The 25,179-nt window shown below is 41.1% G+C and carries 29 protein-coding genes; 28 read left to right on the top strand and 1 reads right to left on the bottom strand.

Translation table 11 applies throughout. The annotated features are described in order from the left end of the window. The first annotated feature begins 19 nt into the window (after nucleotides 1-19). From comGA to gap, 23 genes are all read left to right on the top strand, one after another. Nucleotides 20-961: a competence type IV pilus ATPase ComGA gene (comGA, locus tag HMPREF1149_RS10400; protein ID WP_000249578.1), complete on the top strand. Its 942-nt coding sequence runs from the start codon at nucleotides 20-22 to the stop codon at nucleotides 959-961. Beyond that, complete coding sequence (gene comGB / locus HMPREF1149_RS10395) at nucleotides 909-1,925, top strand: competence type IV pilus assembly protein ComGB (RefSeq protein ID WP_000355369.1); 1,017 nt, start codon at nucleotides 909-911, stop codon at nucleotides 1,923-1,925. The genes comGA and comGB overlap by 53 nt, the downstream gene beginning before the upstream one ends. 1 nt (nucleotide 1,926) lies before the next feature. Next, nucleotides 1,927-2,250: a competence type IV pilus major pilin ComGC gene (gene comGC, locus HMPREF1149_RS10390; protein WP_000735798.1), complete on the top strand. Its 324-nt coding sequence runs from the start codon at nucleotides 1,927-1,929 to the stop codon at nucleotides 2,248-2,250. Beyond that, complete coding sequence (comGD, locus tag HMPREF1149_RS10385) at nucleotides 2,213-2,647, top strand: competence type IV pilus minor pilin ComGD (protein ID WP_001180054.1); 435 nt, start codon at nucleotides 2,213-2,215, stop codon at nucleotides 2,645-2,647. The genes comGC and comGD overlap by 38 nt, the downstream gene beginning before the upstream one ends. Further along, entirely contained in the window at nucleotides 2,610-2,912 is a 303-nt protein-coding gene (comGE, locus tag HMPREF1149_RS10380; RefSeq protein ID WP_000413374.1) for a competence type IV pilus minor pilin ComGE, read from the top strand. Before comGD ends, comGE begins: the two co-directional genes overlap by 38 nt. Next, nucleotides 2,875-3,336 carry a competence type IV pilus minor pilin ComGF gene (comGF, locus tag HMPREF1149_RS10375; protein ID WP_000250706.1) on the top strand — a complete coding sequence of 154 codons (462 nt, stop codon included), beginning with the start codon at nucleotides 2,875-2,877 and terminating at the stop codon, nucleotides 3,334-3,336. The genes comGE and comGF overlap by 38 nt, the downstream gene beginning before the upstream one ends. Beyond that, on the top strand, nucleotides 3,314-3,727 hold the full coding sequence (gene comGG / locus HMPREF1149_RS10370; RefSeq protein WP_000265643.1) for a competence type IV pilus minor pilin ComGG: 414 nt from the start codon (nucleotides 3,314-3,316) through the stop codon (nucleotides 3,725-3,727). Before comGF ends, comGG begins: the two co-directional genes overlap by 23 nt. A gap of 32 nt (nucleotides 3,728-3,759) precedes the next feature. Further along, entirely contained in the window at nucleotides 3,760-4,350 is a 591-nt protein-coding gene (locus HMPREF1149_RS10365; RefSeq protein WP_000806586.1) for a class I SAM-dependent methyltransferase, read from the top strand. Between the two features lie 58 nt (nucleotides 4,351-4,408). Then, nucleotides 4,409-5,362, top strand: a complete 954-nt coding sequence (locus tag HMPREF1149_RS10360) for a class I SAM-dependent methyltransferase (protein ID WP_000345110.1) — start codon at nucleotides 4,409-4,411, stop codon at nucleotides 5,360-5,362. A gap of 50 nt (nucleotides 5,363-5,412) precedes the next feature. Beyond that, nucleotides 5,413-6,603, top strand: a complete 1,191-nt coding sequence (locus tag HMPREF1149_RS10355; RefSeq protein ID WP_000167791.1) for an acetate kinase — start codon at nucleotides 5,413-5,415, stop codon at nucleotides 6,601-6,603. A 149-nt stretch (nucleotides 6,604-6,752) separates the two neighbouring features. Continuing rightward, the gene (gene rnpA / locus HMPREF1149_RS10350; protein WP_000748117.1) at nucleotides 6,753-7,124 is read left to right on the top strand and encodes a ribonuclease P protein component; all 372 of its coding nucleotides are present in this window, start codon (nucleotides 6,753-6,755) and stop codon (nucleotides 7,122-7,124) included. Further along, nucleotides 7,099-7,926 carry a membrane protein insertase YidC gene (locus tag HMPREF1149_RS10345; protein ID WP_000728096.1) on the top strand — a complete coding sequence of 276 codons (828 nt, stop codon included), beginning with the start codon at nucleotides 7,099-7,101 and terminating at the stop codon, nucleotides 7,924-7,926. The genes rnpA and HMPREF1149_RS10345 overlap by 26 nt, the downstream gene beginning before the upstream one ends. 14 nt (nucleotides 7,927-7,940) lie before the next feature. Then, a complete protein-coding gene (gene jag, locus HMPREF1149_RS10340) occupies nucleotides 7,941-8,927 on the top strand; it encodes an RNA-binding cell elongation regulator Jag/EloR (RefSeq protein WP_000242583.1) in 987 nt (328 codons plus the stop codon). 55 nt (nucleotides 8,928-8,982) lie between these two features. Further along, nucleotides 8,983-9,606 carry a hypothetical protein gene (locus HMPREF1149_RS10335; RefSeq protein ID WP_000910062.1) on the top strand — a complete coding sequence of 208 codons (624 nt, stop codon included), beginning with the start codon at nucleotides 8,983-8,985 and terminating at the stop codon, nucleotides 9,604-9,606. 118 nt (nucleotides 9,607-9,724) lie between these two features. Next, complete coding sequence (gene tkt, locus HMPREF1149_RS10330) at nucleotides 9,725-11,701, top strand: transketolase (RefSeq protein WP_000067894.1); 1,977 nt, start codon at nucleotides 9,725-9,727, stop codon at nucleotides 11,699-11,701. A gap of 117 nt (nucleotides 11,702-11,818) precedes the next feature. Continuing rightward, a complete protein-coding gene (gene yajC, locus HMPREF1149_RS10325) occupies nucleotides 11,819-12,139 on the top strand; it encodes a preprotein translocase subunit YajC (protein WP_001069055.1) in 321 nt (106 codons plus the stop codon). Between the two features lie 47 nt (nucleotides 12,140-12,186). Continuing rightward, on the top strand, nucleotides 12,187-12,630 hold the full coding sequence (locus HMPREF1149_RS10320) for a low molecular weight protein-tyrosine-phosphatase (RefSeq protein ID WP_009067970.1): 444 nt from the start codon (nucleotides 12,187-12,189) through the stop codon (nucleotides 12,628-12,630). Then, the gene (locus HMPREF1149_RS10315) at nucleotides 12,617-13,030 is read left to right on the top strand and encodes an MORN repeat-containing protein (RefSeq protein WP_000413196.1); all 414 of its coding nucleotides are present in this window, start codon (nucleotides 12,617-12,619) and stop codon (nucleotides 13,028-13,030) included. Before HMPREF1149_RS10320 ends, HMPREF1149_RS10315 begins: the two co-directional genes overlap by 14 nt. A 295-nt stretch (nucleotides 13,031-13,325) precedes the next feature. Continuing rightward, a complete protein-coding gene (gene adhE / locus HMPREF1149_RS10310) occupies nucleotides 13,326-15,977 on the top strand; it encodes a bifunctional acetaldehyde-CoA/alcohol dehydrogenase (protein ID WP_000763989.1) in 2,652 nt (883 codons plus the stop codon). A 132-nt stretch (nucleotides 15,978-16,109) separates the two neighbouring features. After that, on the top strand, nucleotides 16,110-17,021 hold the full coding sequence (locus tag HMPREF1149_RS10305) for a helix-turn-helix domain-containing protein (protein ID WP_000998721.1): 912 nt from the start codon (nucleotides 16,110-16,112) through the stop codon (nucleotides 17,019-17,021). Between the two features lie 175 nt (nucleotides 17,022-17,196). Beyond that, the gene (locus tag HMPREF1149_RS10300; protein ID WP_009067988.1) at nucleotides 17,197-17,880 is read left to right on the top strand and encodes an ABC transporter ATP-binding protein; all 684 of its coding nucleotides are present in this window, start codon (nucleotides 17,197-17,199) and stop codon (nucleotides 17,878-17,880) included. Further along, a complete protein-coding gene (locus HMPREF1149_RS0102240; protein WP_195327950.1) occupies nucleotides 17,849-19,150 on the top strand; it encodes an ABC transporter permease in 1,302 nt (433 codons plus the stop codon). Before HMPREF1149_RS10300 ends, HMPREF1149_RS0102240 begins: the two co-directional genes overlap by 32 nt. Nucleotides 19,151-19,315: 165 nt before the next feature. Then, nucleotides 19,316-20,326, top strand: a complete 1,011-nt coding sequence (gap, locus tag HMPREF1149_RS10295) for a type I glyceraldehyde-3-phosphate dehydrogenase (protein ID WP_000260673.1) — start codon at nucleotides 19,316-19,318, stop codon at nucleotides 20,324-20,326. 72 nt (nucleotides 20,327-20,398) lie between these two features. On the opposite strand, the gene HMPREF1149_RS10290 is transcribed toward gap, so the two are convergent. Beyond that, nucleotides 20,399-21,274: an RluA family pseudouridine synthase gene (locus tag HMPREF1149_RS10290; protein WP_001160824.1), complete on the bottom strand. Its 876-nt coding sequence runs from the start codon at nucleotides 21,272-21,274 to the stop codon at nucleotides 20,399-20,401. A gap of 86 nt (nucleotides 21,275-21,360) precedes the next feature. Between HMPREF1149_RS10290 and pbp2a the strand changes: the two genes are divergently transcribed. The 5 genes from pbp2a to HMPREF1149_RS10265 all read left to right on the top strand — a co-directional run bounded on the left by pbp2a (nucleotide 21,361) and on the right by HMPREF1149_RS10265 (nucleotide 25,129). Continuing rightward, entirely contained in the window at nucleotides 21,361-23,556 is a 2,196-nt protein-coding gene (gene pbp2a, locus HMPREF1149_RS10285; protein ID WP_000762600.1) for a penicillin-binding protein PBP2A, read from the top strand. Nucleotides 23,557-23,608: 52 nt separating this feature from the next. Then, a complete protein-coding gene (gene rpmG / locus HMPREF1149_RS10280; RefSeq protein ID WP_001809375.1) occupies nucleotides 23,609-23,761 on the top strand; it encodes a 50S ribosomal protein L33 in 153 nt (50 codons plus the stop codon). A 9-nt stretch (nucleotides 23,762-23,770) separates the two neighbouring features. After that, nucleotides 23,771-23,947 carry a preprotein translocase subunit SecE gene (secE, locus tag HMPREF1149_RS10275; protein ID WP_000505776.1) on the top strand — a complete coding sequence of 59 codons (177 nt, stop codon included), beginning with the start codon at nucleotides 23,771-23,773 and terminating at the stop codon, nucleotides 23,945-23,947. Nucleotides 23,948-23,998: 51 nt separating this feature from the next. Next, nucleotides 23,999-24,535 carry a transcription termination/antitermination protein NusG gene (gene nusG / locus HMPREF1149_RS10270; RefSeq protein WP_000376730.1) on the top strand — a complete coding sequence of 179 codons (537 nt, stop codon included), beginning with the start codon at nucleotides 23,999-24,001 and terminating at the stop codon, nucleotides 24,533-24,535. A gap of 120 nt (nucleotides 24,536-24,655) precedes the next feature. Then, nucleotides 24,656-25,129: a transcriptional regulator gene (locus tag HMPREF1149_RS10265; RefSeq protein ID WP_001049387.1), complete on the top strand. Its 474-nt coding sequence runs from the start codon at nucleotides 24,656-24,658 to the stop codon at nucleotides 25,127-25,129. Nucleotides 25,130-25,179 lie beyond the last annotated feature (50 nt).

Here is a 25,179-nt window from a genome sequence, read left to right as displayed (position 1 = left end):
GTTAGATAAGGAGGGCGGTATGGTACAAGAAATTGCACAGAAAATTATTGCGACTGCGAAAGAAAAGAAGGCTCAGGATATCTATTTTATCCCCAAGGAAAAGTGCTATGAGCTTCACATGCGGATTGGAGACGAGCGGTGTCTAGTTGACTCCTATGAGTTTGATGTTTTAGCTGCTGTGATTAGTCATTTTAAGTTTGTAGCGGGTATGAATGTAGGAGAGAAGAGGCGTAGTCAGCTGGGCTCTTGCGATTATCAGCATGGGGAGAAGGTGTCTTCTCTGCGTTTGTCTACCGTGGGAGATTATCGGGGGCATGAGAGTTTGGTCATTCGTTTGTTACACGATGAGGAGCAGGATTTGCATTTCTGGTTTCAGGATATGAACGAACTGGGCAAGCAGTACAGGCAACGGGGACTCTATCTCTTTGCAGGTCCAGTCGGCAGTGGTAAGACGACTCTGATGCACGAATTAGCTAAGTCTCTTTTTAAGGGGCAGCAGGTCATGTCCATTGAAGATCCTGTCGAGATCAAGCAGGAAGACATGCTCCAGTTGCAATTGAATGAGGCGATTGGCTTGACCTATGAAAATCTCATCAAACTATCTCTCCGGCATCGTCCTGACCTCTTGATTATTGGTGAAATTCGGGATAGTGAGACAGCGCGTGCAGTGGTCAGAGCCAGTTTGACAGGGGCGACAGTCTTTTCAACCATTCATGCCAAGAGTATCCGAGGAGTTTATGAACGCCTTCTGGAGTTGGGTGTGACGGAGGAGGAATTAGCAGTTGTTCTGCAAGGAGTCTGCTACCAGAGATTAATTGGGGGAGGAGGAATCGTTGACTTTGCAAACAAAGACTATCAAGAACACCAGCCAACCAGGTGGAATGCGCAGATTGACCAGCTTCTTAAAGATGGACATATCACAAGTCTTCAGGCTGAAACGGAAAAAATTAGCTACAGCTAAGCAGAAGAAAATCATCACCTTGTTTAACAACCTCTTCTCCAGTGGTTTTCATTTGGTGGAAATTATTTCTTTCTTGGGCAGAAGTGCCTTGCTGGAAAAGGACTATGTGGCCCAGATGCACCAAGGTTTGTCGCAGGGGAAATCTTTCTCGGAAATGATGGACAGCTTGGGTTCTTCAAGTGCTATTGTGACCCAATTATCTCTAGCTGAAGTGCATGGAAATCTTCACCTGAGTTTGGGAAAGATAGAAGAATATCTGGATAATTTGGCCAAGGTCAAGAAAAAGTTAATCGAAGTGGCGACCTATCCCCTGATTTTGCTTGGATTTCTCCTGCTAATCATGCTAGGGTTGAGAAACTACTTGCTACCCCAACTGGACAGTAGCAATATCGCCACCCAAATCATCGGTAATCTGCCACAAATATTTCTGGGACTAGTGTTGGTTTGCTCTCTATCTTTGTTTTTAGCCCTCACTTTCTACAAAAGAAGTTCCAAGATGCGGGTCTTCTCGATGTTGGCACGGGTTCCCTTTCTAGGAATCTTTGTCCAGACTTATCTGACGGCCTATTACGCGCGTGAATGGGGCAATATGATTTCGCAGGGAATGGAGCTGATGCAGATTTTTCAGATCATGCAGGAACAAGGTTCCCAGCTCTTTAAAGAAATTGGTCAAGATCTGGCTCAAGCCCTGCAAAATGGCCGCGAATTTTCTCAGACTATAGGAGCCTATCCTTTCTTTAAAAAGGAGTTGAGTCTCGTCATTGAGTATGGGGAAGTCAAGTCCAAGCTGGGGAGTGAGTTGGAAATCTATGCTGAGAAGACTTGGGAAGCCTTTTTTACCCGAGTCAATCGTACCATGAATCTGGTACAGCCACTGGTTTTTATCTTTGTGGCCCTGATTATCGTTTTACTTTATGCGGCAATGCTTATGCCCATGTATCAAAATATGGAGGTAAATTTTTAAAATGAAAAAACTCATGACAAATTTAAAAAAAGCCAAGGTTAAAGCTTTCACTTTGGTAGAAATGTTAGTGGTTTTGCTTATCATCAGTGTTCTTCTCTTGCTCTTTGTGCCCAATTTGACCAAGCAAAAGGATGCCGTAGATGACAAAGGAAAAGCTGCTGTTGTCAAGGTCGTGGAAAGCCAGGCAGAACTTTATCGTTTAGATAAAAATGATGACGCCAGCCTCAGCAAATTACAAGCGGACGGTCGTATCACAGCTGAGCAAGCCAAAGCTTATAAAGACTACCATGCAAAACAAAAAACAAGTCAAACTGTTGCAGATTAAGGCCTTTACTATGCTGGAGAGTCTCTTGGTTTTGGGACTTGTGAGTATCATTGCCTTGGGCTTGTCCGGTTCTGTCCAGTCCACTTTTGCAGAGGTAGAGGAGCAGATTTTCTTTATGGAGTTTGAAGAACTCTATAGGGAAACCCAAAAACGCAGTGTAGGCAGTCAGGAAAAATTTAGCTTGAACTTAGATGGGCAGACGATCAGTAACGGCAATCAAAACTTAACTGTTCCTAAAGGAATTCAGGCACCATCAGGACAAAGCATTATATTTGACCGAGCTGGGGGCAATTCGTCCCTGGCTAAGGTTGAATTTCATACAAATAAAGGAGCGATTCGCTATCAATTATATCTAGGAAATGGAAAAATTAAACGCATTAAGGAAACAAAAAATTAAGGCAGTGATTTTACTGGAAGCGGTGGTTGCTCTAGCCGTTTTTGCCAGCATTGCAACCCTCCTTTTAGGACAAATTCAGAAAAATAGACAAGAAGAGGCAGAAATCTTGCAAAAGGAAGAAGTCTTGCGTGTGGCGAAGATGGCTCTGCAAACAGGGCAAAATCAAGTAAACATAAACGGAGTTGAGATTCAGGTATTTGCTAGTGAAAAGGGATTGGAGGTCTACCATGGTTCAGAGAAGTTGCTCGACCTTAAAGAGCCATAAGGTCAAAGCTTTTACCCTGTTAGAATCCCTGATTGCCCTTATCGTCATTAGCGGGGGCTTGCTCCTCTTTCAGGCTATGAGTCAGCTCCTCATTTCAGAAGTTCGTTACCAGCAGCAAAGCGAGCAAAAGGAGTGGCTCTTGTTTGTGGATCAACTGGAGGCAGAGTTAGAGCGTTCACAGTTTGACAAGGTAGAAGGCAATCGCCTCTACATGAAACAGGATGGTAAGGATGTCTCTATAGGAAAGTCTAAATCGGATGATTTTCGAAAAACGGATACTAGCGGACGGGGCTACCAACCCATGGTTTATGGACTCGAATCAGCACAGATTATAGAGGAAAATCAATTGGTTCGCTTTCGCTTCCAATTTCAAAAGGGCTTAGAAAGGGAGTTCATCTATCGTGTGGAAAAAGCAAAAAGTTAAGGCAGGCGTTCTCTTATATGCGGTTACCATGGCAGCCATTTTTAGCCTTTTGTTGCAGTTTTATTTGAATCGGCAAGTAGCCCATCACAAAGACTTTGCCCTAAACAAAGAAAAGTTGGCAGCTTTTGCCATGGCCAAGCGAAGTAAAGATAAGGCTGAGCAAGAAAGTGGAGAACGAGTCTTTAACTTAGGAAAAGTCAGATATCAAAATACGAAAACAGGTTTTGCAACAAGTGTTCGTATGAATAAGGGCAACTATGAATTTCTTTTTCCTCCGATGAAAATCAAGGAAAAGAAAACAGATCAAAAGGAAGAGGTAGCGACTGATTCAAGCAATCAATCAGGGAAGAAAAAATCAGAAGAAAAGCCTGAAAAGAAAGACAATTCCTAGTCAATTCAACTACTTTGTGCTAAACTAAAAGCATGAAACAGGATTTTAATCACAAAGCAGAAACATTTGATTCGCCCCAAAATATCTTTCTTGCAAATTTGGTCTGTCAAGCAGTTGAAAAAGAGATTGCTCTTCTATCAGACAAGGAAATATTGGACTTTGGTGGTGGGACGGGTCTATTAGCCTTGCCCCTGGCCAAGCAGGCTAAGTCTGTTACCCTTGTGGATATCTCAGAGAAAATGCTGGAGCAAGCCCGTTTGAAAGCAGATCAGCAAGAAATCAGGAATCTTCAACTCTTGGAGCAAGATTTACTGGTGAATCCCTTGGAGCAACAATTTGACCTGATTGTTGTCAGTCGGGTTCTTCATCATATGCCTGATCTAGATGCGACTCTTGCCATGTTTCACCATCATCTTAGGGAGAATGGACAGGTTCTCATCGCTGATTTTGTCAAGACAGATACCAACCATCACGGCTTTGAATTACCTGAACTAGAAACCAAGCTCGCTCATTTTGGCTTTTTGAACATTGGCAGTCAGATTCTCTATAGCGCTGAAGACTTGTTTCAAGGAAATTACGCAGAACTCTTTTTAACAGTAGCCCAAAAATCACTCGCTGACTAAAGCAGTGATTTTTTCTCTTCAGATGGAAAAAAGGAGGGAAATTTGATAAGATAGGAATATGGATTTTGAAAAAATTGAACAAGCTTATACGTATTTACTAGAGAATGTCCAAGTCATCCAAAGTGATTTGGCGACCAACTTTTATGACGCCTTGGTAGAGCAAAATAGTATCTACCTAGATGGCGAGACCGAACTAGAGCAGGTCAAAGAGAACAATCAAGCCCTTAAACGCTTAGCCCTTCGCAAGGAAGAGTGGCTCAAGACCTACCAGTTTCTCTTGATGAAGGCAGGGCAAACGGAACCTTTACAGGCCAATCACCAGTTTACGCCGGATGCCATTGCTCTCCTCTTGGTACTCATTGTGGAAGAGTTGTTTGAACAAGAGGAAATTAGCATCCTCGAAATAGGCTCTGGTATGGGGGCTTTGGGGGCTACTTTCTTGACTTCTCTTGCTAAAAAAGTAGATTACTTGGGAATCGAAGCGGATGACTTGCTGATTGATTTGGCAGCCAGTATGGCAGATGTGATTGGTTTGCAGGCTGGTTTTGTCCAAGGCGATGCCGTTCGTCCGCAAATGCTTAAAGAAAGCGACGTGGTCATTAGCGACTTGCCTGTTGGCTATTACCCAGACGATGCCATCGCTTCTCGCTATCAAGTGGCTTCTAGTCAAGAGCATACCTATGCCCACCATTTGCTGATGGAACAAGGCCTCAAGTACCTTAAGTCAAATGGCTATGCTATTTTTCTAGCTCCTAGTGATTTATTGACAAGTCCTCAAAGTGACTTATTAAAAGGGTGGCTCAAAGATGAAGTGAGTCTGGCTGCTATCATCGCTCTGCCAGAGGCTATTTTCTCAACTGCAAGCCAAGCTAAAAGTATTTTTGTCTTACAGAAGAAAAGAGATAAAGAAATAGAACCCTTTGTCTATCCTCTTACTAGCTTGCAAGATCCGTCAGTTTTGTTGACCTTTAAAGAAAATTTTCAAAATTGGAGCAAAGGTACTGAAATATAAAAGAGATTTTGTTATAATAGATGAAAACGCTTAAAAAGAGGTATCATCTTATGACAAAAACAATTGCAATCAATGCAGGAAGCTCAAGCTTGAAATGGCAACTTTATCAAATGCCAGAAGAGAAAGTTTTGGCTAAAGGCTTGATTGAACGTATTGGATTGAAAGATTCAATTTCAACAGTAAAATTTGATGGTCGTTCGGAACAACAAATTCTTGATATTGAAGACCACACACAAGCCGTTAAAATTTTATTGGATGACTTGATTCGTTTTGACATTATCAAAGGGTACGATGAGATTACAGGTGTCGGACATCGAGTCGTTGCAGGTGGTGAATATTTCAAGGAATCAACAGTTGTTGAGGGAGACGTGTTAGAAAAAGTTGAGGAGTTGGGACTCTTGGCTCCTCTTCACAATCCAGCTAACGCAGCTGGAATTCGCGCATTTAAGGAATTGCTGCCAGATATTACCAGTGTTGTTGTATTTGATACCTCATTCCACACAACTATGCCAGAGAAGGCTTATCGCTACCCCCTACCAACTAAATACTACACAGACAACAAGGTTCGTAAATATGGTGCCCACGGGACAAGCCACCAGTTTGTCGCAGGAGAAGCAGCGAAACTTTTGGGCCGTCCTCTAGAAGATTTGAAATTGATTACCTGCCATATTGGTAACGGGGCTTCTATCACAGCTGTTAAGGGTGGGAAGTCTGTGGATACTTCCATGGGATTCACACCACTCGGCGGTGTGATGATGGGAACTCGTACAGGAGATATTGACCCTGCTATCATCCCTTATCTCATGCAATATACAGAGGATTTCAATACCCCAGAAGATATTAGTCGCGTTCTCAATCGTGAATCAGGGCTTATGGGAGTTTCTGGTCAGTCAAGCGATATGCGTGATGTGATTGCTGCCATGGAAGCAGGAGACCATGATGCGACTTTGGCTTATGAAATGTATGTTGATCGTATCCAAAAACATATCGGCCAATACCTTGCAGTCCTAAATGGAGCAGATGCGATTATCTTCACAGCAGGTATCGGTGAAAATGCGACTTTGGTTCGTGAGGATGTCATTTCAGGTATCTCTTGGTTTGGCTGTGATGTAGATCCAGAAAAGAACGTCTTTGGCGTAACGGGAGACATCTCAACTGACGCAGCGAAAATCCGTGTCTTGGTTATTCCAACAGATGAAGAATTGGTGATTGCACGCGATGTTGAGCGCTTGAAAAAATAAGCAAATACACGTAAAATTTGATTGTAAAAAGAAGTTGGGAAAGAGATTTTCCAGCTTTTTTTATGTAGAAAATGTCTAAAACCTTGCTGTTATTGGCTTTTTCAAAAAATATGGTATAATAGTAGTAATTTAATAGATGGAGTTGAGTTTTGAAGAAAAGCTTTCGTGTAAAAAGAGAGAAAGATTTTAAGGCGATTTTCAAGGACGGAGCAAGTTTTGCCAATCGAAAATTTGTTGTCTACCAATTGGAAAACCAGCAAAACCATTTTCGAGTAGGACTGTCCGTCAGCAAAAAGCTGGGAAATGCAGTTACCAGAAATCAAATTAAGAGACGAATCCGGCACATTCTACAAAGTGTAAAAGGGAGTTTAGTAGAGCATGTTGATTTTGTCGTGATTGCCCGAAAAGGGGTGGAAACCTTGGAATATGCAGAGATGGAGAAAAATCTACTCCACGTATTAAAGTTATCAAAGATTTACCAGGAAGGAAATGGGAGTGAAAAAGAAACTACAGTTGACTAGTTTGTTGGGCTTGTCCTTGTTTATCATGACAGCCTGTGCAACAAATGGTACAGCTAGCGATATAACAGCAGACTCGACAGACTTTTGGAGCAAATTCGTCTATTTTTTTGCTGAAATTATCCGCTTTTTGTCCTTTGACATTAGTATCGGAGTGGGGATTATTCTCTTCACAATTTTGATCCGGACGATTTTATTGCCGGTCTTTCAGACACAGATGGTTGCCTCTAGAAAAATGCAAGAGGCTCAACCACGCATCAAGGCTTTGCGAGAGCAATATCCGGGTCGTGATATGGAAAGTAGAACCAAGCTAGACCAGGAGATGCGCAAGGTTTATAAAGAGTTAGGAATCAAACATTCATCCTCTCTCTGGCCGATTTTAATACAAATGCCGGTTCTCTTGGCACTCTTTCAAGCCTTGAGTCGAGTAGACTTTTTGAAAACAGGTCACTTTTTATGGATTAATTTGGGAGGAGTAGATACAAGTTTTGTCCTTCCGATTTTGGCAGCAGTCTTTACTTTCTTGAGTAGCTGGTTATCGAATAAAGCTTTATCTGAAAAAAGTGGAGCTACGACAGGGATGATGTATGGGATGCCGGTACTGATCTTTATCTTTGCCATCTCTGCACCTAGTGGAGTTGCCTTGTACTGGGCTGTATCCAATGCTTACCAAGTTTTGCAAACCTATTTCTTGAACAATCCTTTCAAGATTATTGCTGAAAGAGAAGCAGTGGCGCAAGCAGAAAAAGATTTAGAAGGTAAGAAGAGAAGAGCCTTGAAAAAAGTACAGAAAAAGAAAAAATAAGGAGGAATCTTGTAATGGTATTATTTACAGGTTCAACGGTTGAAGAGGCAATCCAAAAAGGATTGAAAGAATTAGACATTCCAAGAATGAAGGCCCACATCAAGGTTGTTTCGAAAGAGAAAAAAGGGTTCTTAGGCTTGTTTGGTAAGAAGCCAGCTCAAGTTGATATCGAAGCGATTAGTGAAACGACAGTGATCAAAGCCAATCAGCAGGCTATTAAAGGGGTTCCAAAAGAAGTCAATGAAAAGAATGAACCAGTAAAGAGCGTCAGCGAAGCAACAGTTGATTTGGGGCATGTAGTGGAAGCCATCAAGAAGATTGAAGAAGAAGGTCAAGGTGTCTCTGAAGAGGTCAAGGCTGAAATCCTGAAAAATGAAAAGCATGCCAGCACAATTTTGGAAGAAACAGGCCATATTTCAATTTTAAATGAATTGGAATTAGAAAATACTACCGAGAAAGTGGAATCTGCTCCGGAAAAAGAAACTGAAACGCAGGAAGCAGCAAGCCAATCGTTGGAAGACTTGGGCTTAAAAGTAGAGCCAAGTTATGATATCGAACAAGTGGCAGCTGAAGTAGCGAGCTACGTTCAAACCATTGTAGATGATATGGATGTTGAAGGGACGATTTCGAGCGACTACAATCGCCGTACCATTAATCTTCAAATTGACACTAACGAACCAGGTCGTATTATCGGCTACCACGGAAAAGTCTTGAAAGCTCTTCAACTATTAGCGCAAAATTACCTTTATAATCGCTATTCAAGAACCTTCTACATCACAATCAATGTCAATGATTACGTTGAACACCGTGCAGAAGTCTTGCAAACCTACGCTCAAAAATTGGCGACTCGCGTTTTAGAAGAAGGGCGTAGCCAACAAACTGATCCAATGTCAAATAGCGAACGCAAGATTATCCATCGTATTATTTCACGCATGGATGGCGTGACGAGTTACTCTGAGGGTGATGAGCCAAATCGCTATGTTGTCGTAGATGCAGAATAAGCAAAGCAAAATCAGGTTCATCCTGATTTTTTGCTAGGAAAGGAAAGATTCAGATATGCTGAAAGCAGTTAGAGAATACCTATCATTTGCAGGGGTCCAGTACCGCAATCCTGATAAAGCTGGTGATGAAAGAGAAAAGATGTTGACCTTGCGGCAAAAAGGCCAAGAGGCTCGGAAGTCTTTTACAGAACTGGCCAAAACCTTTCAAGCTAATCATCCAGAATGGCAACTGCAACAGACTAGTCAGTGGATGAACCAAGCGCAACGCTTGCGCCCGCATTTCTGGGCCTATCTTCAGAGAGACGGACAAGTGACAGAACCTATGATGGCTCTTCGTTTGTATGGAACACCTACTGATTATGGGATTTCTTTGGAAGTCAGTTTCATCGAGCGTAAGAAAGACGAGCAGACCTTAGGCAAGCAAGCCAAGGTTTTAGAGCTTCCAGCGGTAGAAGGAATTTATTATCTGGTCTATTCAAATGGGGAAAGTCATAAGATGGAGGCTAATGAAGAAAATCGTCGTACTTTATGCGAGAAGGTGAGAAGTCAGGAAGTCCGAAAAGTGTTGGTCAAGTCAGATGTTTCCCTCATTGAAAATCAGTCAGTAGAAGCGATATTGGAGAAGCTAGAAGACGCTTATACTCGCTTGCTTCCGTACTATGAAGTGACGAGGGAATAGACAAATCAAACGGGTTAGATGAACGCAAATTGTTTTATTGCTATTCTATGCATTTTTTCATATAATAGTAAAATAGGATGTGTGGTTCATTAATCACCTCAAAGAGAAAGGAAATTCTATGTCAAATCTATCTGTTAATGCAATTCGTTTTCTAGGTATTGACGCCATCAACAAAGCAAACTCAGGTCACCCAGGGGTGGTTATGGGGGCTGCTCCAATGGCCTATAGCCTCTTTACAAAACAACTTCGTATCAATCCAGCCCAACCAAATTGGATTAACCGCGACCGCTTTATTCTTTCAGCAGGACACGGATCTATGCTTCTCTATGCCCTTCTTCACCTTTCTGGTTTTGAAGATGTCAGCATGGATGAAATCAAGAGCTTCCGCCAATGGGGTTCCAAAACACCTGGTCACCCAGAATTTGGCCACACTGCAGGGGTTGACGCTACAACCGGTCCTCTAGGACAAGGGATTTCTACTGCCACTGGTTTTGCCCAAGCAGAACGTTTCCTTGCGGCGAAGTATAACCGTGAAGGCTTCAATATCTTTGACCACTATACTTACGTTATCTGCGGAGACGGAGACTTGATGGAAGGTGTCTCAAGTGAGGCGGCTTCATACGCAGGCCTGCAAAAACTTGACAAGTTGGTGGTTCTTTATGATTCAAACGACATCAACTTGGATGGTGAGACCAAGGATTCCTTTACAGAAAGTGTTCGTGATCGCTACAATGCCTACGGCTGGCATACAGCCTTGGTTGAAGATGGAACAGACTTGGAAGCAATCCATGCTGCTATCGAAACAGCTAAAGCTTCAGGAAAGCCATCTTTGATTGAAGTGAAGACTGTTATTGGATACGGTTCTCCAAACAAACAAGGAACCAATGCTGTACACGGTGCTCCTCTTGGTGCAGACGAAACTGCAGCAACTCGTCAAGCCCTCGGTTGGGACTATGAACCATTTGAAATCCCAGCTGAAGTATATGCTGATTTCAAGGAAAATGTTGCAGACCGTGGTGCATCAGCCTATGAAGCATGGACAAAACTAGTTGCTGACTATAAAGAAGCGTATCCAGAACTGGCTGCAGAAGTAGAAGCTATTATCGACGGACGTGATCCAGTTAAAGTGACTCCAGCAGACTTCCCAGCCTTAGAAAATGGTTTCTCTCAAGCAACTCGTAATTCAAGTCAAGATGCTTTGAACGTTGTCGCTGCCAAGTTGCCAACTTTCCTAGGTGGATCAGCTGACCTCGCTCACTCAAACATGACTTACATCAAAACGGATGGACTTCAAGACGATGCTAATCGCTTGAACCGTAACATTCAGTTTGGTGTTCGTGAATTTGCAATGGGAACGATCTTGAACGGGATGGCCCTTCATGGTGGACTTCGTGTATACGGTGGTACTTTCTTCGTCTTTTCTGACTATGTGAAAGCAGCTGTTCGCTTGTCAGCCTTGCAAGGACTTCCTGTGACTTATGTTTTTACCCACGATTCGATCGCAGTTGGTGAAGATGGTCCAACTCACGAACCAGTTGAACACTTAGCAGGTCTCCGTGCCATGCCAAATCTAAACGTTTTCCGCCCAGCAGATGCGCGTGAAACTCAAGCGGCTTGGTACCTTGCAGTGACAAGCGAGAAAACACCAACTGCCCTTGTCTTGACACGTCAAAACTTGACTGTCGAAGAAGGAACAGACTTTAACAAAGTTGCGAAAGGTGCCTATGTTGTCTATGAAAATGCAGCAGACTTTGATACGATCTTGATTGCAACAGGTTCTGAGGTCAATCTCGCTGTCGCAGCTGCCAAAGAATTGGCTAGCCAAGGTGCAAAAGTCCGCGTAGTCAGCATGCCATCTACAGATGTCTTTGACGCACAAGACGCAGCTTATAAGGAAGAAATCCTTCCAAATGCAGTTCGCCGTCGTGTTGCAGTCGAAATGGGTGCAACTCAAAACTGGTACAAATATGTTGGTCTTGATGGTGCAGTTCTCGGTATTGATACCTTTGGAGCATCTGCCCCAGCACCAAAAGTATTGGCAGAGTACGGATTTACGGTAGAAAATCTAGTCAAAGTCGTTCAAAACTTGAAATAATTGCAGAAATCAGAGTGAAAGCTCTGATTTTTTATAACCATAAAAACAAGGTACAACCTTGTAAAAGTAGCTGAAATTTGATATAGTAGTCCTATGTAAAAGACAAAGGAGAAAACAATGAATCCAAATATTACTTTTTTAATCATGCTTGTAGGTATGATGGCCTTGATGTTCTTTATGCAACGTTCTCAAAAGAAACAAGCTCAAAAGCGTATGGAAAGCTTAAATAAACTTCAAAAAGGCTATGAAGTTATTACAATTGGCGGCCTTTACGGAACAGTGGATGAAGTAGACACTGAGAAGAGAACAATCGTACTTGATGTAGATGGCGTTTATTTGACTTTTGAATTGGCTGCTATCAAGACAGTGTTGCCACTCAAAGAAGCTGTGACACCAGAAGGAACAGTTGTTGACGAAGGCGGAGCAATCGAAGAATAAAACGGGACCTGTCACTCCCGTTTTTCTATGAAGTAAGAGGAAAAGGGATGAGAAAAATAGTATTTGTGTGCTTAGGAAACATCTGCCGTAGCCCCATGGCAGAGTTTGTAATGAAATCCATGACGAGCGATTACCAGGTTGAGAGTCGTGCGACTTCATCTTGGGAACATGGCAATCCGATTCATAAGGGAACGCAGGGGATTTTCCGGCAGTATCAGATTCCTTATGACAAAGACAAAACATCACTCCAGATTCGTAGAGAAGATTTTGAATCGTTTGATTACATTATCGGTATGGATGCTTCAAACGTTTCAGATCTGCGTCAAATGTGTCCTCAGGAATTGCAGTATAAGATCTACCCTTTTGCATCTGAAAGTGTTCCAGATCCTTGGTATACAGGAGATTTTGAGGAAACCTATGCTCGCATCACAAGTGGATGTCAAAGCTGGCTAGATCGATTAGAAAATGAGAGTGACAATGGAAAAGCTTAAACAAATCTATGAAAAGTATAGAGTTTACCTAACTCGCCCTAGGCTAGAGTTCATTGCAGTAGTCGTAATTGCACTCTGTGCCCTTTCAGTATTTCTACTAAATACACCTAAAAAGGGTGCCCTGACACTTGATGGCGGTGCCCTTGTTTATGATGGTACCCTGGTACGAGGAAAAATGAATGGCCAAGGAACTCTGACCTTTGAAAATGGAGACCAATATACAGGTGATTTCAATAATGGAGCCTTTAATGGAAAAGGGACTTTCCAATCAAAAGATGGTTGGAAATACGAAGGTGACTTTGTAAATGGTCAGGCTGAAGGCCAAGGGAAGTTGACGACAGAGCAAGAAGTTGTTTATGAAGGAACCTTTAAACAAGGCGTTTTCCAGCAAAAACAGTAGTCTCCAAGTTAGGAGGCTATTTTTCAAAGCCGGGAAGAAAACGCTTTCTGTGCTTGGATTCGATAAATAACTATCAACTAGAAAAACTTTGTGAAATAAAAAAATTTTCTCCATAATTTCACAATCATCCAGTCGAAACGCTCTTGCGTAGCTATATTGAGAAAAAAATCACAAACTTAGAAAAATTCTTTGTGAAATACTTATGAAACTGTTTACAAAGCATAAAAAAAGAGTTATAATAAACTTGTGAAAAAATTAACAAAGGATAACATCCTTAAAGGCTATGGAGGATAATATGGCTGATAAAAAAACAGTAACACCAGAGGAAAAACAACTTGCTGCTGAAAAGCATGTCGATGGTCTCGTGAAAAAAGCCTTGGTTGCGCTTGATGAAATGCGCAAGTTGAACCAAGAGCAAGTTGACTACATCGTAGCAAAAGCGTCTGTTGCAGCACTTGACGCGCACGGTATCCTTGCACAACATGCAGTTGAAGAAACTGGTCGTGGCGTATTTGAAGATAAGGCGACAAAAAATCTATTTGCCTGTGAACACGTAGTGAACAATATGCGTGGAGTTAAAACAGCTGGAGTTATCGAAGATGATCCAATTACAGGTTTGACGAAGATTGCGGAGCCGGTCGGAGTTATTTGTGGTATCACTCCAACAACAAACCCGACTTCAACAGCAATTTTCAAATCATTGATTGCCTTGAAGACACGTAACCCAATCGTTTTCGCCTTCCACCCATCAGCTCAAGAATCTTCTGCTCATGCTGCACAAATCGTTCGTGATGCAGCCATCGCAGCCGGTGCACCTGAAAACTGTGTTCAATGGATTACAGAGCCATCTATGGAAGCAACTGGGGCACTTATGAACCACGAAGGTGTTGCGACTATCCTCGCAACTGGTGGGAATGCTATGGTTAAAGCTGCATACTCATGTGGAAAACCAGCTCTTGGGGTAGGTGCCGGAAACGTTCCTGCCTATGTAGAAAAATCTGCTGACCTTCGTCAAGCTGCTCATGACATCGTTATGTCTAAATCATTTGATAATGGGATGGTCTGTGCATCAGAACAAGCGGTTATCATTGATAAAGAAGTGTATGACGAATTTGTAGAAGAATTCAAATCATACCATACTTACTTTGTCAACAAGAAAGAAAAAGCGCTTTTGGAAGAATTCTGTTTTGGTGCAAAAGCTAACAGCAAGAACTGCGCTGGTGCAAAATTGAACCCAAACATTGTTGGTAAACCAGCAGCATGGATTGCTGAGCAAGCAGGATTCAAAGTACCAGAAGGTACAAATATCTTGGCTGCTGAATGTACAGAAGTTGGAATTAAAGAACCATTGACTCGTGAAAAATTATCACCTGTTATTGCAGTTTTGAAAGCTGAAGATACTGAAGATGGACTTAAAAAAGCTCGTCAAATGGTTGAATTTAATGGTCTAGGACACTCAGCTGCTATCCATACAAAAGACGAAGCTCTTGCAAAACGTTTCGGTACGGAAATAAAGGCAATGCGTATTATCTGGAACTCTCCATCTACCTTTGGTGGTATCGGTGATGTATACAACGCCTTCATTCCATCATTAACACTTGGATGTGGTTCATATGGACACAACTCAGTTGGTGATAACGTATCCGCTATCAACCTTCTTAACATCAAGAAAGTAGGAAAACGTAGAAATAATATGCAATGGTTTAAAGTTCCTTCAAAAATCTACTTCGAACGTAACTCAATCCAATACCTTCAAACTTGCGAAGGTATCGAACGTGTCATGATTGTTACCGATAAATCAATTGAAAAACTCGGTTTTGTACAACGCGTGATTGACCAATTGAATCTTCGTAAAAACAAAGTCACGATTCAAGTCTTCTCAGATGTTGAACCAGATCCAGATATCACAACAGTTCGTCGTGGTGTTGAAGTAATGCGTTCGTTTGAACCAGACACTATCATTGCCCTTGGTGGTGGTTCACCAATGGATGCAGCTAAAGGTATGTGGATGTTCTATGAACAGCCAGACGTTGACTTCGGTGACCTCGTTCAAAAATTCATGGATATCCGCAAACGTGCCTTCAAATTCCCATCACTTGGTAAGAAAGCACAATATATCGGTATTCCAACAACATCTGGTACAGGTTCAGAAGTAACACCGTTTGCAGTTATCTCTGACAAGGCAAACAACCGGAAATACCCAATCACTGACTACGCTTTGACACCAACCATTGCAATTGTTGACCCTGCTTTGGTAGAATCTGTTCCAGCATTTATTGCTGCTGACACAGGTATGGATGTCTTGACACACGCAACTGAAGCTTATACTTCTAACTTTGCCAATGACTATACAGATGGTATTGCTCTTCAAACCATCAAGTTAGTCTTCAAATACTTGGAAAAATCTGTAAAAACAGCTGACCCAGAAGCCCGTGAAAAGATGCATAATGCCTCTACAATGGCTGGTATGGCCTTTGCAAATGCCTTCCTTGGAATGAGTCACTCAATGGCGCATAAGATTGGTGCTGTTCACCACACCATTCACGGACGTACAAATGCTATTTTACTTCCTTATGTTATCCGTTATAATGGAACTCGTCCATCTAAAACTACAACATGGCCTAAGTACAATTACTGGAAAGCTGATGAAAAATTCCAAGATATCGCTCGTATGCTAGGTCTTCCTTGCTCAACACCAGAAGAAGCGGTTGAAGCTTATGCCAAAGCAGTTTACGATCTTGGTGAAGCAGTTGGAATCACAATGAACTTCAAAGGCTTTGGTATCGATGAAAAAACTTGGAAAGACAGCTTGCATGAGATTGCCTTACTTGCTTACGAAGATCAATGTTCACCTGCAAACCCACGCTTACCAATGGTAGCTGACATGGAAGAAATCATGGCAGATGCTTACTATGGTTATAAAGAACGTCCAGGACGTCGTAAATAATCGTTTATCAGCCTAGAGACAGGAGTTATCCTGTCTCTTTTTTGTACATTTTCTTGAAAAATGTTATAATAAGTGTATATATTTGTTTGACTATCAAAGTTTTTGTGTTGAGCCGAGGGAGAAATGTAAGAGATGAATGATTTAGGGGAAAAGGTAAGACTCCTTAGAGAGGAGAAGGGTCTTAGTCGTCCAGTTTTTTGTGGAGATGAGTCAGAGTTGTCCGTTCGTCAGTTGGTGCGCATTGAAAAGGGAGAGTTTCGTCCTACGATAAAAACACTGGAATATATTGCGGATAGGCTAGGTATTCCATCGTATGTCTTGATGCCAGACTATAAGGAATTACCGAAGCGTTATCAAGAATTAAAATACTTTCTTCATCATCATCCTGACTATGGAGACAAAGAGTTGCAGGAACGAAAGGAAAAATATTTTGATGAGATTTTTGAATGTTTTTATGATGATTTGCCACGTGATGAGAAAGTGCTAGTGGATTGTCTTCAAGCTATAGATGCAGTGAGAATGACTAGTAATTCCTTATATGGAAGTAGTGTGATTGAGGACAGTTTTCAAGACTTACTATCCAGAGATGTATACAGGGCTGAGGAATTGTTGAAATTGAGACTGTATTTCAACTGTCAGTTAATGGATGGTTTAAACGAGGGTGAGATAAAAAAGTCTGAGCATGAAACCATTCTTTGTTTTCATGACAAATTAAGTTCTCAGGTTGATAAGATAGAGTTCGATTGTTTGGACTTGCTTAGAGATTCCTTGTTAGCTTCTTTAGCTTGTATAGAAATTATGGGGCTGTTTCATTATTTTAAGAGAGCAGTTGAGACCTTAAATAAAATAGGACAGAAAACACGAGATTTTCAAAAACAACCAATTGTCTTGATGGTGGAGTGGAAATATTATATTCAGATGGATTATGAAACAGCCAAACAAAAGTATGAAGAAGCAAAAATGATGGCGAGAATGTTTGGAAATGAGAAGTTAATCGTTAGTTTAGACAATGAATGGACGGAGGATCTAGAAAGATATCGTTAAAGAGTTTATAGGAGTGACATTTCTGTCATTGGGGGAATGTCGCTTTTTTGTTACAATAAATTCGAAAAAAGAAGGAATTTTTTTGAATCTGATTCTGTTAGATTAATTTATATTAGCATTGTTTATTGTAGTTTGTATCGGTACACGATATCAGAAGTGATTAAAGGAGATTGTAATGTCCATTTTATCCATTAAAAATATTTCAAAATTTTACGTCTTGGATGGGAATAATAAAGAGCAGGCTCTAAGGAATATTAACCTACAGATTGCTGAAGGGAAAATCACTGCGATTTATGGTCCGTCAGGATGTGGAAAAACCAGTCTATTAAATATTATCAGCGGTTTAGATAGGGAGTACGAGGGAATTTTAGACTTTAAAGGAGAGTCTCTCAAGGAATTGTCAGAGGTTGAATTGACGCAATTTCGCAAAGACAACATTGGGTTTGTCTTTCAAAACTTCAATCTCATCCCCCATCAATCTGTTTTGGATAATGTTAAGTTGCCTCTCTATGTCAAAGATTTATCGGATAAAGAAATGACAAGAATAGCCCAAGAACAACTTCATAATTTAGGGATGGAGCCTTTTATGGCTAAGAATGTTAAACAGCTCTCTGGTGGACAAAAACAACGTGTAGCCATTGCGCGTGCTCTGGTAAACCAACCAGATATGATTGTAGCTGATGAACCAACTGGATCGCTCGATTCTCAATCTCAAGAGATGGTTTTAGAAGTGTTCAAAAATTTGGCCCAAGCTGGGAAAACAGTACTGATTGTTACTCATAACCCAGAGGTTACTGAATATGCAGATGTGATTATCAAAATGAAGGATGGTGAAGTCGTTGAAGAAGTCAAAAAATAAAGGGTTGTCCTTTAAAAACAAATTCAAACTTTCTTTAAGTAACTTTTTGGAAAGAAAGTGGCGTAACTTGCTGATTGCAGTAGCGACCTCGATTGGTTTTGTAGGTGTATTGATTTCGTTTGGGTTAGGAAATGCCTTAATTTCGATGATTGATGAAAATACCAACGGGGGGAAGCTCCCTTCCCAAGTTCAGATTGCACTGAATCCTAGTGTTGCTGGCAGAGGTTTTTTGAACCAAGATGACAAGAACTATATCGTGGATACGATTGGGAAAGAAAATATTAAATATCTAGAAAGTCCTTTTGGCATGACCATGTCAAAGATTAGCATAGACGGACACGAAGTAGAATTTAGCCAATCTATGCCTTCTTATGCTCAAGTCGTGAGTTTGTATGAAGATACAAGTATTTCTGTTAGTAGCAATGAAAAAGAAAAAGTGTTAGCAGGCACTCTTTATACGGATGTTAACGAGCAGGGATTGACGATTCCGATGAGTTTGCTCAAAAATTGGAATGAACAAACAGGGGAAAATCTGACAGCTAGTGATGTTATTGGCAAGCCAGTTTCAGCAACCATTGTAGAAAATGCTGCTGAAGGTAGCAAGTTGGCAGGTTTTCAAACTCATATTGTGCGTGTCATCAATGACGAAGATGATGCAGAGGATAGCAATAGTTTCATGGCTTCCAACCAGATGGAAACTATTTTAAAAGAAGCTGAATTTACAAAGGCTGTATCCTATTTTATTCTGGAACTTAAAGATCCTTCTCGTACGAAAACAGTAATAGAAGAATTGCAGAAAAATAAGAAGTATACAGTTCTTTCTCAACAGGCCGTTCTTGATATTGTGATTACCTTTATTCGTGTCATTCAGGGATTACTGATTGTGCTTTCTTCACAAGCGATTGTGGTGGCAGCAGTTATGATAGGGATCATTATTTACATCAATATCATGCAACGTTCTAAGGAAATTGGTATCATGAAGGCGGTTGGCTATCAAAATAGAGATGTGAAAGGAATCTTTATCTACGAAGCTCTTTGGATTGTAGGGATCGCCTTGCTAATAGCCTTTATCATTGCACAAGGACTAGGAAGCCTAGCGAATATTATTGTCCACCATTTCTATCCGTCTATCTCTAAAGTTTTTGAATTAAATCTTCTCTCCGTTTCAGGAACTCTTATTTTTGCTTTGTTTCTTGGCTATATTTCAGCCTACTTCCCAGCACGTAAGATTAGTAAAATGGATCCAGTGGAATCCTTACGCTATGAGTAGGGAAAGAAGTTTATCAAAAAGAAACTGACAGAGAAAATCGACGCCCATACTTGCAATTAAACTCAAATAGTTATATAATAGGTGTGTTGAAAGGTGATTTGTAGTGATTCAAGTTACTCTTTTCACAATAAAATTTTCATGATTTTCATAAGGAGGAAATCACTAATGGTAGTTAAAGTTGGTATTAACGGTTTCGGACGTATCGGTCGTCTTGCTTTCCGCCGTATCCAAAACGTAGAAGGTGTTGAAGTTACTCGCATCAACGACCTTACAGATCCAGTGATGCTTGCACACTTGTTGAAATACGATACAACTCAAGGTCGTTTCGACGGTACTGTAGAAGTTAAAGAAGGCGGATTTGAAGTTAACGGTAAATTCGTTAAAGTTTCTGCTGAACGTGATCCAGAACAAATCGACTGGGCTAACGACGGTGTAGAAATCGTTCTTGAAGCAACTGGTTTCTTTGCTACTAAAGCAGCTGCTGAAAAACACTTGCACGCTGGTGGTGCTAAGAAAGTTGTTATCACTGCTCCTGGTGGATCAGATGTTAAAACAGTTGTATTTAACACTAACCATGATATTCTTGATGGTACTGAAACAGTTATCTCAGGTGCTTCATGTACTACAAACTGTTTGGCTCCAATGGCTAAAGCTCTTCATGACAACTTCGGTATCGTTGAAGGTTTGATGACTACTATCCACGGTTACACTGGTGACCAAATGGTTCTTGATGGACCACACCGTAAAGGTGACCTTCGCCGTGCTCGTGCTGCTGCAGCTAACATCGTTCCTAACTCAACTGGTGCTGCTAAAGCAATCGGTTTGGTTATCCCTGAATTGAACGGTAAATTGGACGGAGCTGCTCAACGTGTTCCTGTTCCAACAGGTTCTGTAACTGAATTGGTAGCAGTTCTTGATAAGAACGTTACTGTTGATGAAGTAAACGCAGCTATGAAAGCAGCTTCTAACGAATCATACGGTTACACTGAAGATCCAATCGTATCTTCTGATATCGTAGGTATGTCATTCGGTTCATTGTTTGATGCAACTCAAACTAAAGTTCTTGACGTTGACGGTAAACAATTGGTTAAAGTTGTTTCATGGTATGACAACGAAATGTCTTACACTTCACAACTTGTTCGTACTCTTGAATATTTTGCAAAAATCGCTAAATAATTCTTGAGTCGATAAAAAAGCAAGGCCGGAAAGCCTTGCTTTTTTGTATAGATAAAAGAATAGATGATAATGTCATCCATTCTTTTTTAATTCTTTTTCAAAAGTATCCGATAGAACAGTGAAACTCAATTTTTCTAAGGTGAGTGGATGGGTAAAAGAAAGGCGAAAGGCATGAAGCATAAGCCGACTTGTTTTTGATTTACTATTATAGAGAGGGTCGCCTAAGATAGGATGCTTGTGATGAGAGAGGTGAACACGAATCTGATGCGTTCGACCGGTCTTTAGTTTGCAACGGACAAGAGCTGTTTTGTTTGGGAATTGCTTTAATCGGCTTACATGCGTTTCAGCATATTGCCCATTTTTTGCATCAACTACTCTTTTTCTGCGATCATGACGATCACGCCCGATTTTATCTTGAAAGACAAGTTCCTTACTCTCTACTCGTCCTTCTACGAGTGCCCAGTACTCGCGAGCGATTTCTTTTTTCTCCAACAAGCGATTGAGGATGGGCAGGATAAAAGGGTTCTTAGCAAAAAGCACTAGCCCACTGGTTTCCATATCTAGACGATGAACGACATAGCAAGTTTGCCCGACGTAGGCAGAGACATGATTGAGAAGGGCGATTTCGTTTGGTTGGTTACCGTGAGTTTTCATACCCTCAGGTTTGTTGACGACAATAAGATGTTGGTCTTGATAAACTTCTTGAACGAGGTCTGGATTTCCCCAAAGGATTTCCTTTTTGGGATAATCTTCCTCGTCAAAAGTCAATTGGCAAATATCCCCTGGCTTCACCATCTCGTTCCAGTGAACTTCTTCGTGGTTAATTAAGATGTTCTTCTTGGTTCTCAAAAAATGACGAATTTTTCTAGGGATGAGGAGTTGTTCCTCTAGAAATTGTTTGACCGTCATTTGAGGCAGGGATTCGGGTAATGTAAATGTGAATTGCATACAGATATTGTAACAAAAAAAGCCCTATTTGGATAGGAAGTAGCTAAATTCTTGAGTTCCCATGGTGAAGATGATAAAATAAACGCATGAAATTAGATAAATTATTTGAGAAGTTTCTTTCTCTCTTTAAAAAAGAAACGAATGAATCAGCGGGATCTGATTCGACTAGCATGCGTCGTTCTCGGAGCGATAGAAAAAAATTGTCCCAAGTTGGCCCAATTCGGAAATTTTGGCGTCGCTATCATCTGACAAAGATTGTCATCATTTTAGGGTTAAGTGCAGGTTTGCTAGTAGGAACCTACCTATTTGCGATAGCCAAGTCTACCAATGTCAATGATTTGCAAAATGCCTTGAAAACGCGAACTCTGATTTTTGACCGCGAAGAAAAAGAGGCAGGAGCCCTGTCCGGTCAAAAGGGAACCTATATTGAACTAACAGATATCAGTAAAGATTTGCAGAATGCTGTCGTCGCGACAGAGGATCGTTCCTTCTATAAAAATGATGGGATAAACTACGGTCGTTTCTTTCTAGCCATCCTTACAGCAGGTCGTTATGGAGGGGGGTCTACCATCACTCAACAGTTGGCGAAAAATGCCTATCTTTCCCAGGACCAGACCGTTGAACGGAAAGCCAAGGAGTTTTTTCTTGCCTTAGAGTTGACAAAGAAATACAGCAAGGAGCAAATCCTTACTATGTACCTCAATAACGCCTACTTTGGAAATGGAGTGTGGGGTGTTGAAGATGCAAGTAAGAAATATTTTGGTGTATCGGCTTCACAACTAACGCTTGATCAGGCGGCGACTCTAGCAGGGATGCTCAAGGGACCAGAATTGTATAATCCATTAAATTCTGTTGAAACTTCAACCAACCGTAGGGATACTGTTTTGCAAAATATGGTTGCAGCGGGTTATATTGATAAACATCAAGAGACCGAAGCAGCTGGAGCAGATATGGCTTCTCAACTGCAAGATAAGTATGAAGGGAAGATTTCGGATTATCGTTACCCGTCCTATTTTGATGCAGTTGTCAACGAAGCCGTTTCCAAGTACAATCTCACAGAAGAGGAAATTGTCAACAACGGCTATCGAATCTATACAGAACTTGACCAAAACTACCAAGCCAACATGCAGGTTGTTTACGAAAATACCTCACTATTTCCAAAGGCAGAAGACGGAACACATGCTGAATCAGGTAGTGTTGCTTTAGAGCCTAAAACAGGTGGGGTGCGTAGCGTTGTTGGTAGCGTAGCTGGCGATGACAAACCAGGCTTCCGCAATTTCAACTATGCCACTCAGTCTAAGCGTAGTCCAGGCTCAACTATCAAACCTTTAGTGGTTTATACGCCTGCAGTAGAAGCAGGATGGGCCTTAAACAAGCAATTGGATAATCATACGATGCAGTACGATAGTTATCAAGTGGACAATTATGCAGGGATTAAGACTTCTCCTGAAGTACCTATGTATCAGGCTTTGGCGGAATCACTCAATTTACCGGCAGTTGCGACTGTAAATGCATTAGGTATTGACAAAGCTTTTGACGCTGGGGAGAGATTTGGCCTGAATATGGAAAATGTTGATCGAGTTCTTGGAGTCGCTCTCGGTGGAGGTGTAGAGACGAATCCCCTCCAGATGGCACAGGCCTATGCAACCTTTGCTAATGAAGGTCTGATGCCTGAAGCGCATTTTATCACTCGTATTGAAAATGCTAGTGGTCAGGTCATCAAGAGTTATAAAAATTCCCAAAAACGAGTGATTGATAAGTCGGTAGCCGATAAAATGACCAGCATGATGCTAGGAACATTTACCAATGGTACAGGAATTAGTTCGTCGCCAACAGATTATGTTATGGCTGGAAAGACAGGTACTACTGAGGCCGCTTTTAATTCAGTATATACTAGTGACCAGTGGGTGATTGGTTATACTCCAGATGTGGTAATTACCCACTGGCTCGGTTTCCCAACGACGGATGAGAACCATTATCTAGCAGGTTCGACCTCAAATGGAGCGGCCCACGTCTTTAGAAGTATGGCTAATACCATTTTGCCTTACACTCCAGGTAGCACTTTTACAGTTGAGAATGCTTATAAACAAAATGGGATTGAACCAGAAAATACGAAAAAGCAAGTTGTTGAAAATGAGACAAACCAGTCTGAGGACCCGATAGGAGATATTCGTAGTCGCGCACAAAATCTTGTAGATGAAGCAGGACGTGCGATTTCAGAAGCTAAAATAAAAGAAAAAGCCCAGACAATATGGGACTCAATCCTTAATCTATTTCGTTAAGAGGCTTGTCAAAGCCTAGGTTTCTTGTTATAATAGATAAGATGGAGGCGTTATGGCACTAAAAAAAGCAAGCCTAGCTTGTGCAGTTTGTGGTTCAAGGAATTACTCAATCAAAATTAGTGGGAACCCCAAGCCAACACGACTAGAAGTAAATAAATTTTGTAAACATTGTGGAAAATATACGACACATAGAGAAACGAGATAGGAGAGAACGATGGGTTTTATTAAGGATATTTTTAAACTTCTTAAAGAAACAACGTGGCCAACTCGCAAGGAAAGCTGGAGAGATTTTCGCTCTATTATGGAATACACAGCCTTCTTTGTGGTCATCATTTACATTTTTGACCAGTTGATTGTTTCAGGTTTGATTCGATTTATTAACATTTTTTAGAAGAAAGGCGGAGAACTTCTGCTAGTTTCTTCTATTATGAAAGGAAATATCATGGATAGTTTTGACAAAGGATGGTTTGTTCTACAAACTTATTCTGGCTATGAAAATAAGGTAAAAGAAAATCTATTGCAACGTGCACAAACGTATAACATGTTGGATAATATTCTACGCGTTGAGATTCCAACACAAACCGTGCAAGTTGAGAAAAATGGAAAGAAAAAGGAAGTTGAAGAGAATCGCTTTCCAGGTTATGTCCTTGTAGAAATGGTCATGACCGATGAAGCATGGTTCGTCGTTCGAAACACACCGAACGTAACGGGATTCGTCGGATCCCACGGTAACAGATCAAAACCAACTCCGCTATTGGAACAAGAAATCCGTGATATTTTGGTTTCAATGGGACAAACGGTTCAAGAGTTTGATATTGACGTTGAAGTTGGTCAGACTGTCCGCATCATTGATGGCGCTTTTGCAGACTGCACAGGTAAAATTACTGAAATTGATAACAATAAAGTGAAGATGATTATCTCTATGTTTGGTAATGATACGATTGCAGAAGTAAACCTAAACCAAATTGCAGAATTATAACTCCAGAGAGGCCTTGCCTCTCTTTTTATGTGCCGTTGAGGGAGGAAGAAGTATAGAATAGAGAAAATAGATCCATGGGCTCGTGAATTTTGCTAAACTAAATGCAGAAAGGAGAGGTCTATGAATCTGAAGGAACTATACGAAGAAACGAAGGGCATCGTCCATAAGTGCCGCAAAGATTATCATTTGCATCTGTGGGAGAAAGAGGACTGGGACCAGGAAGGCATGTTATGTCTGTATGAGCTGGTGAGTCGCAACCCAGAGTTACTAGAGGGCGAGCGCCATCAACTATATGTTTGCTTTAAAACAAAATTTAGAAATCGTATTCTAGATTACATCCGTAAACAGGAAAGCCACAAGCGACGTTTTGACAAAGAACCCTATGAAGAGGTGAGTGAGATTAGTCATCGCCTAGGAGAAAAAGGACTCAGGCTGGACGATTATTATCTCTTTCACGAACTTCTAAAGAATTACAAATCAAAGCAGAGTATGGAAAAACAAGAGTTAATAGACCGTCTCATGGGAGGAGAAGTCTTTAGAGGACGTAAAGCTCTCCTGAGAGAACTTTCCTTAATATTTTCAGAATTTCGATAAAGAGGAAAAAAGATCTTGACAAAGTAGGAAAAGTAGGTATAATAGAAAGA

The organism is Streptococcus sp. BS35b, from assembly GCF_000286475.1.
GTDB lineage: Bacteria > Bacillota > Bacilli > Lactobacillales > Streptococcaceae > Streptococcus > Streptococcus oralis_W.
The sequence above is the reverse complement of the archived record's forward strand: the minus strand, read 5'-3'. Positions and strand labels throughout refer to the sequence as shown.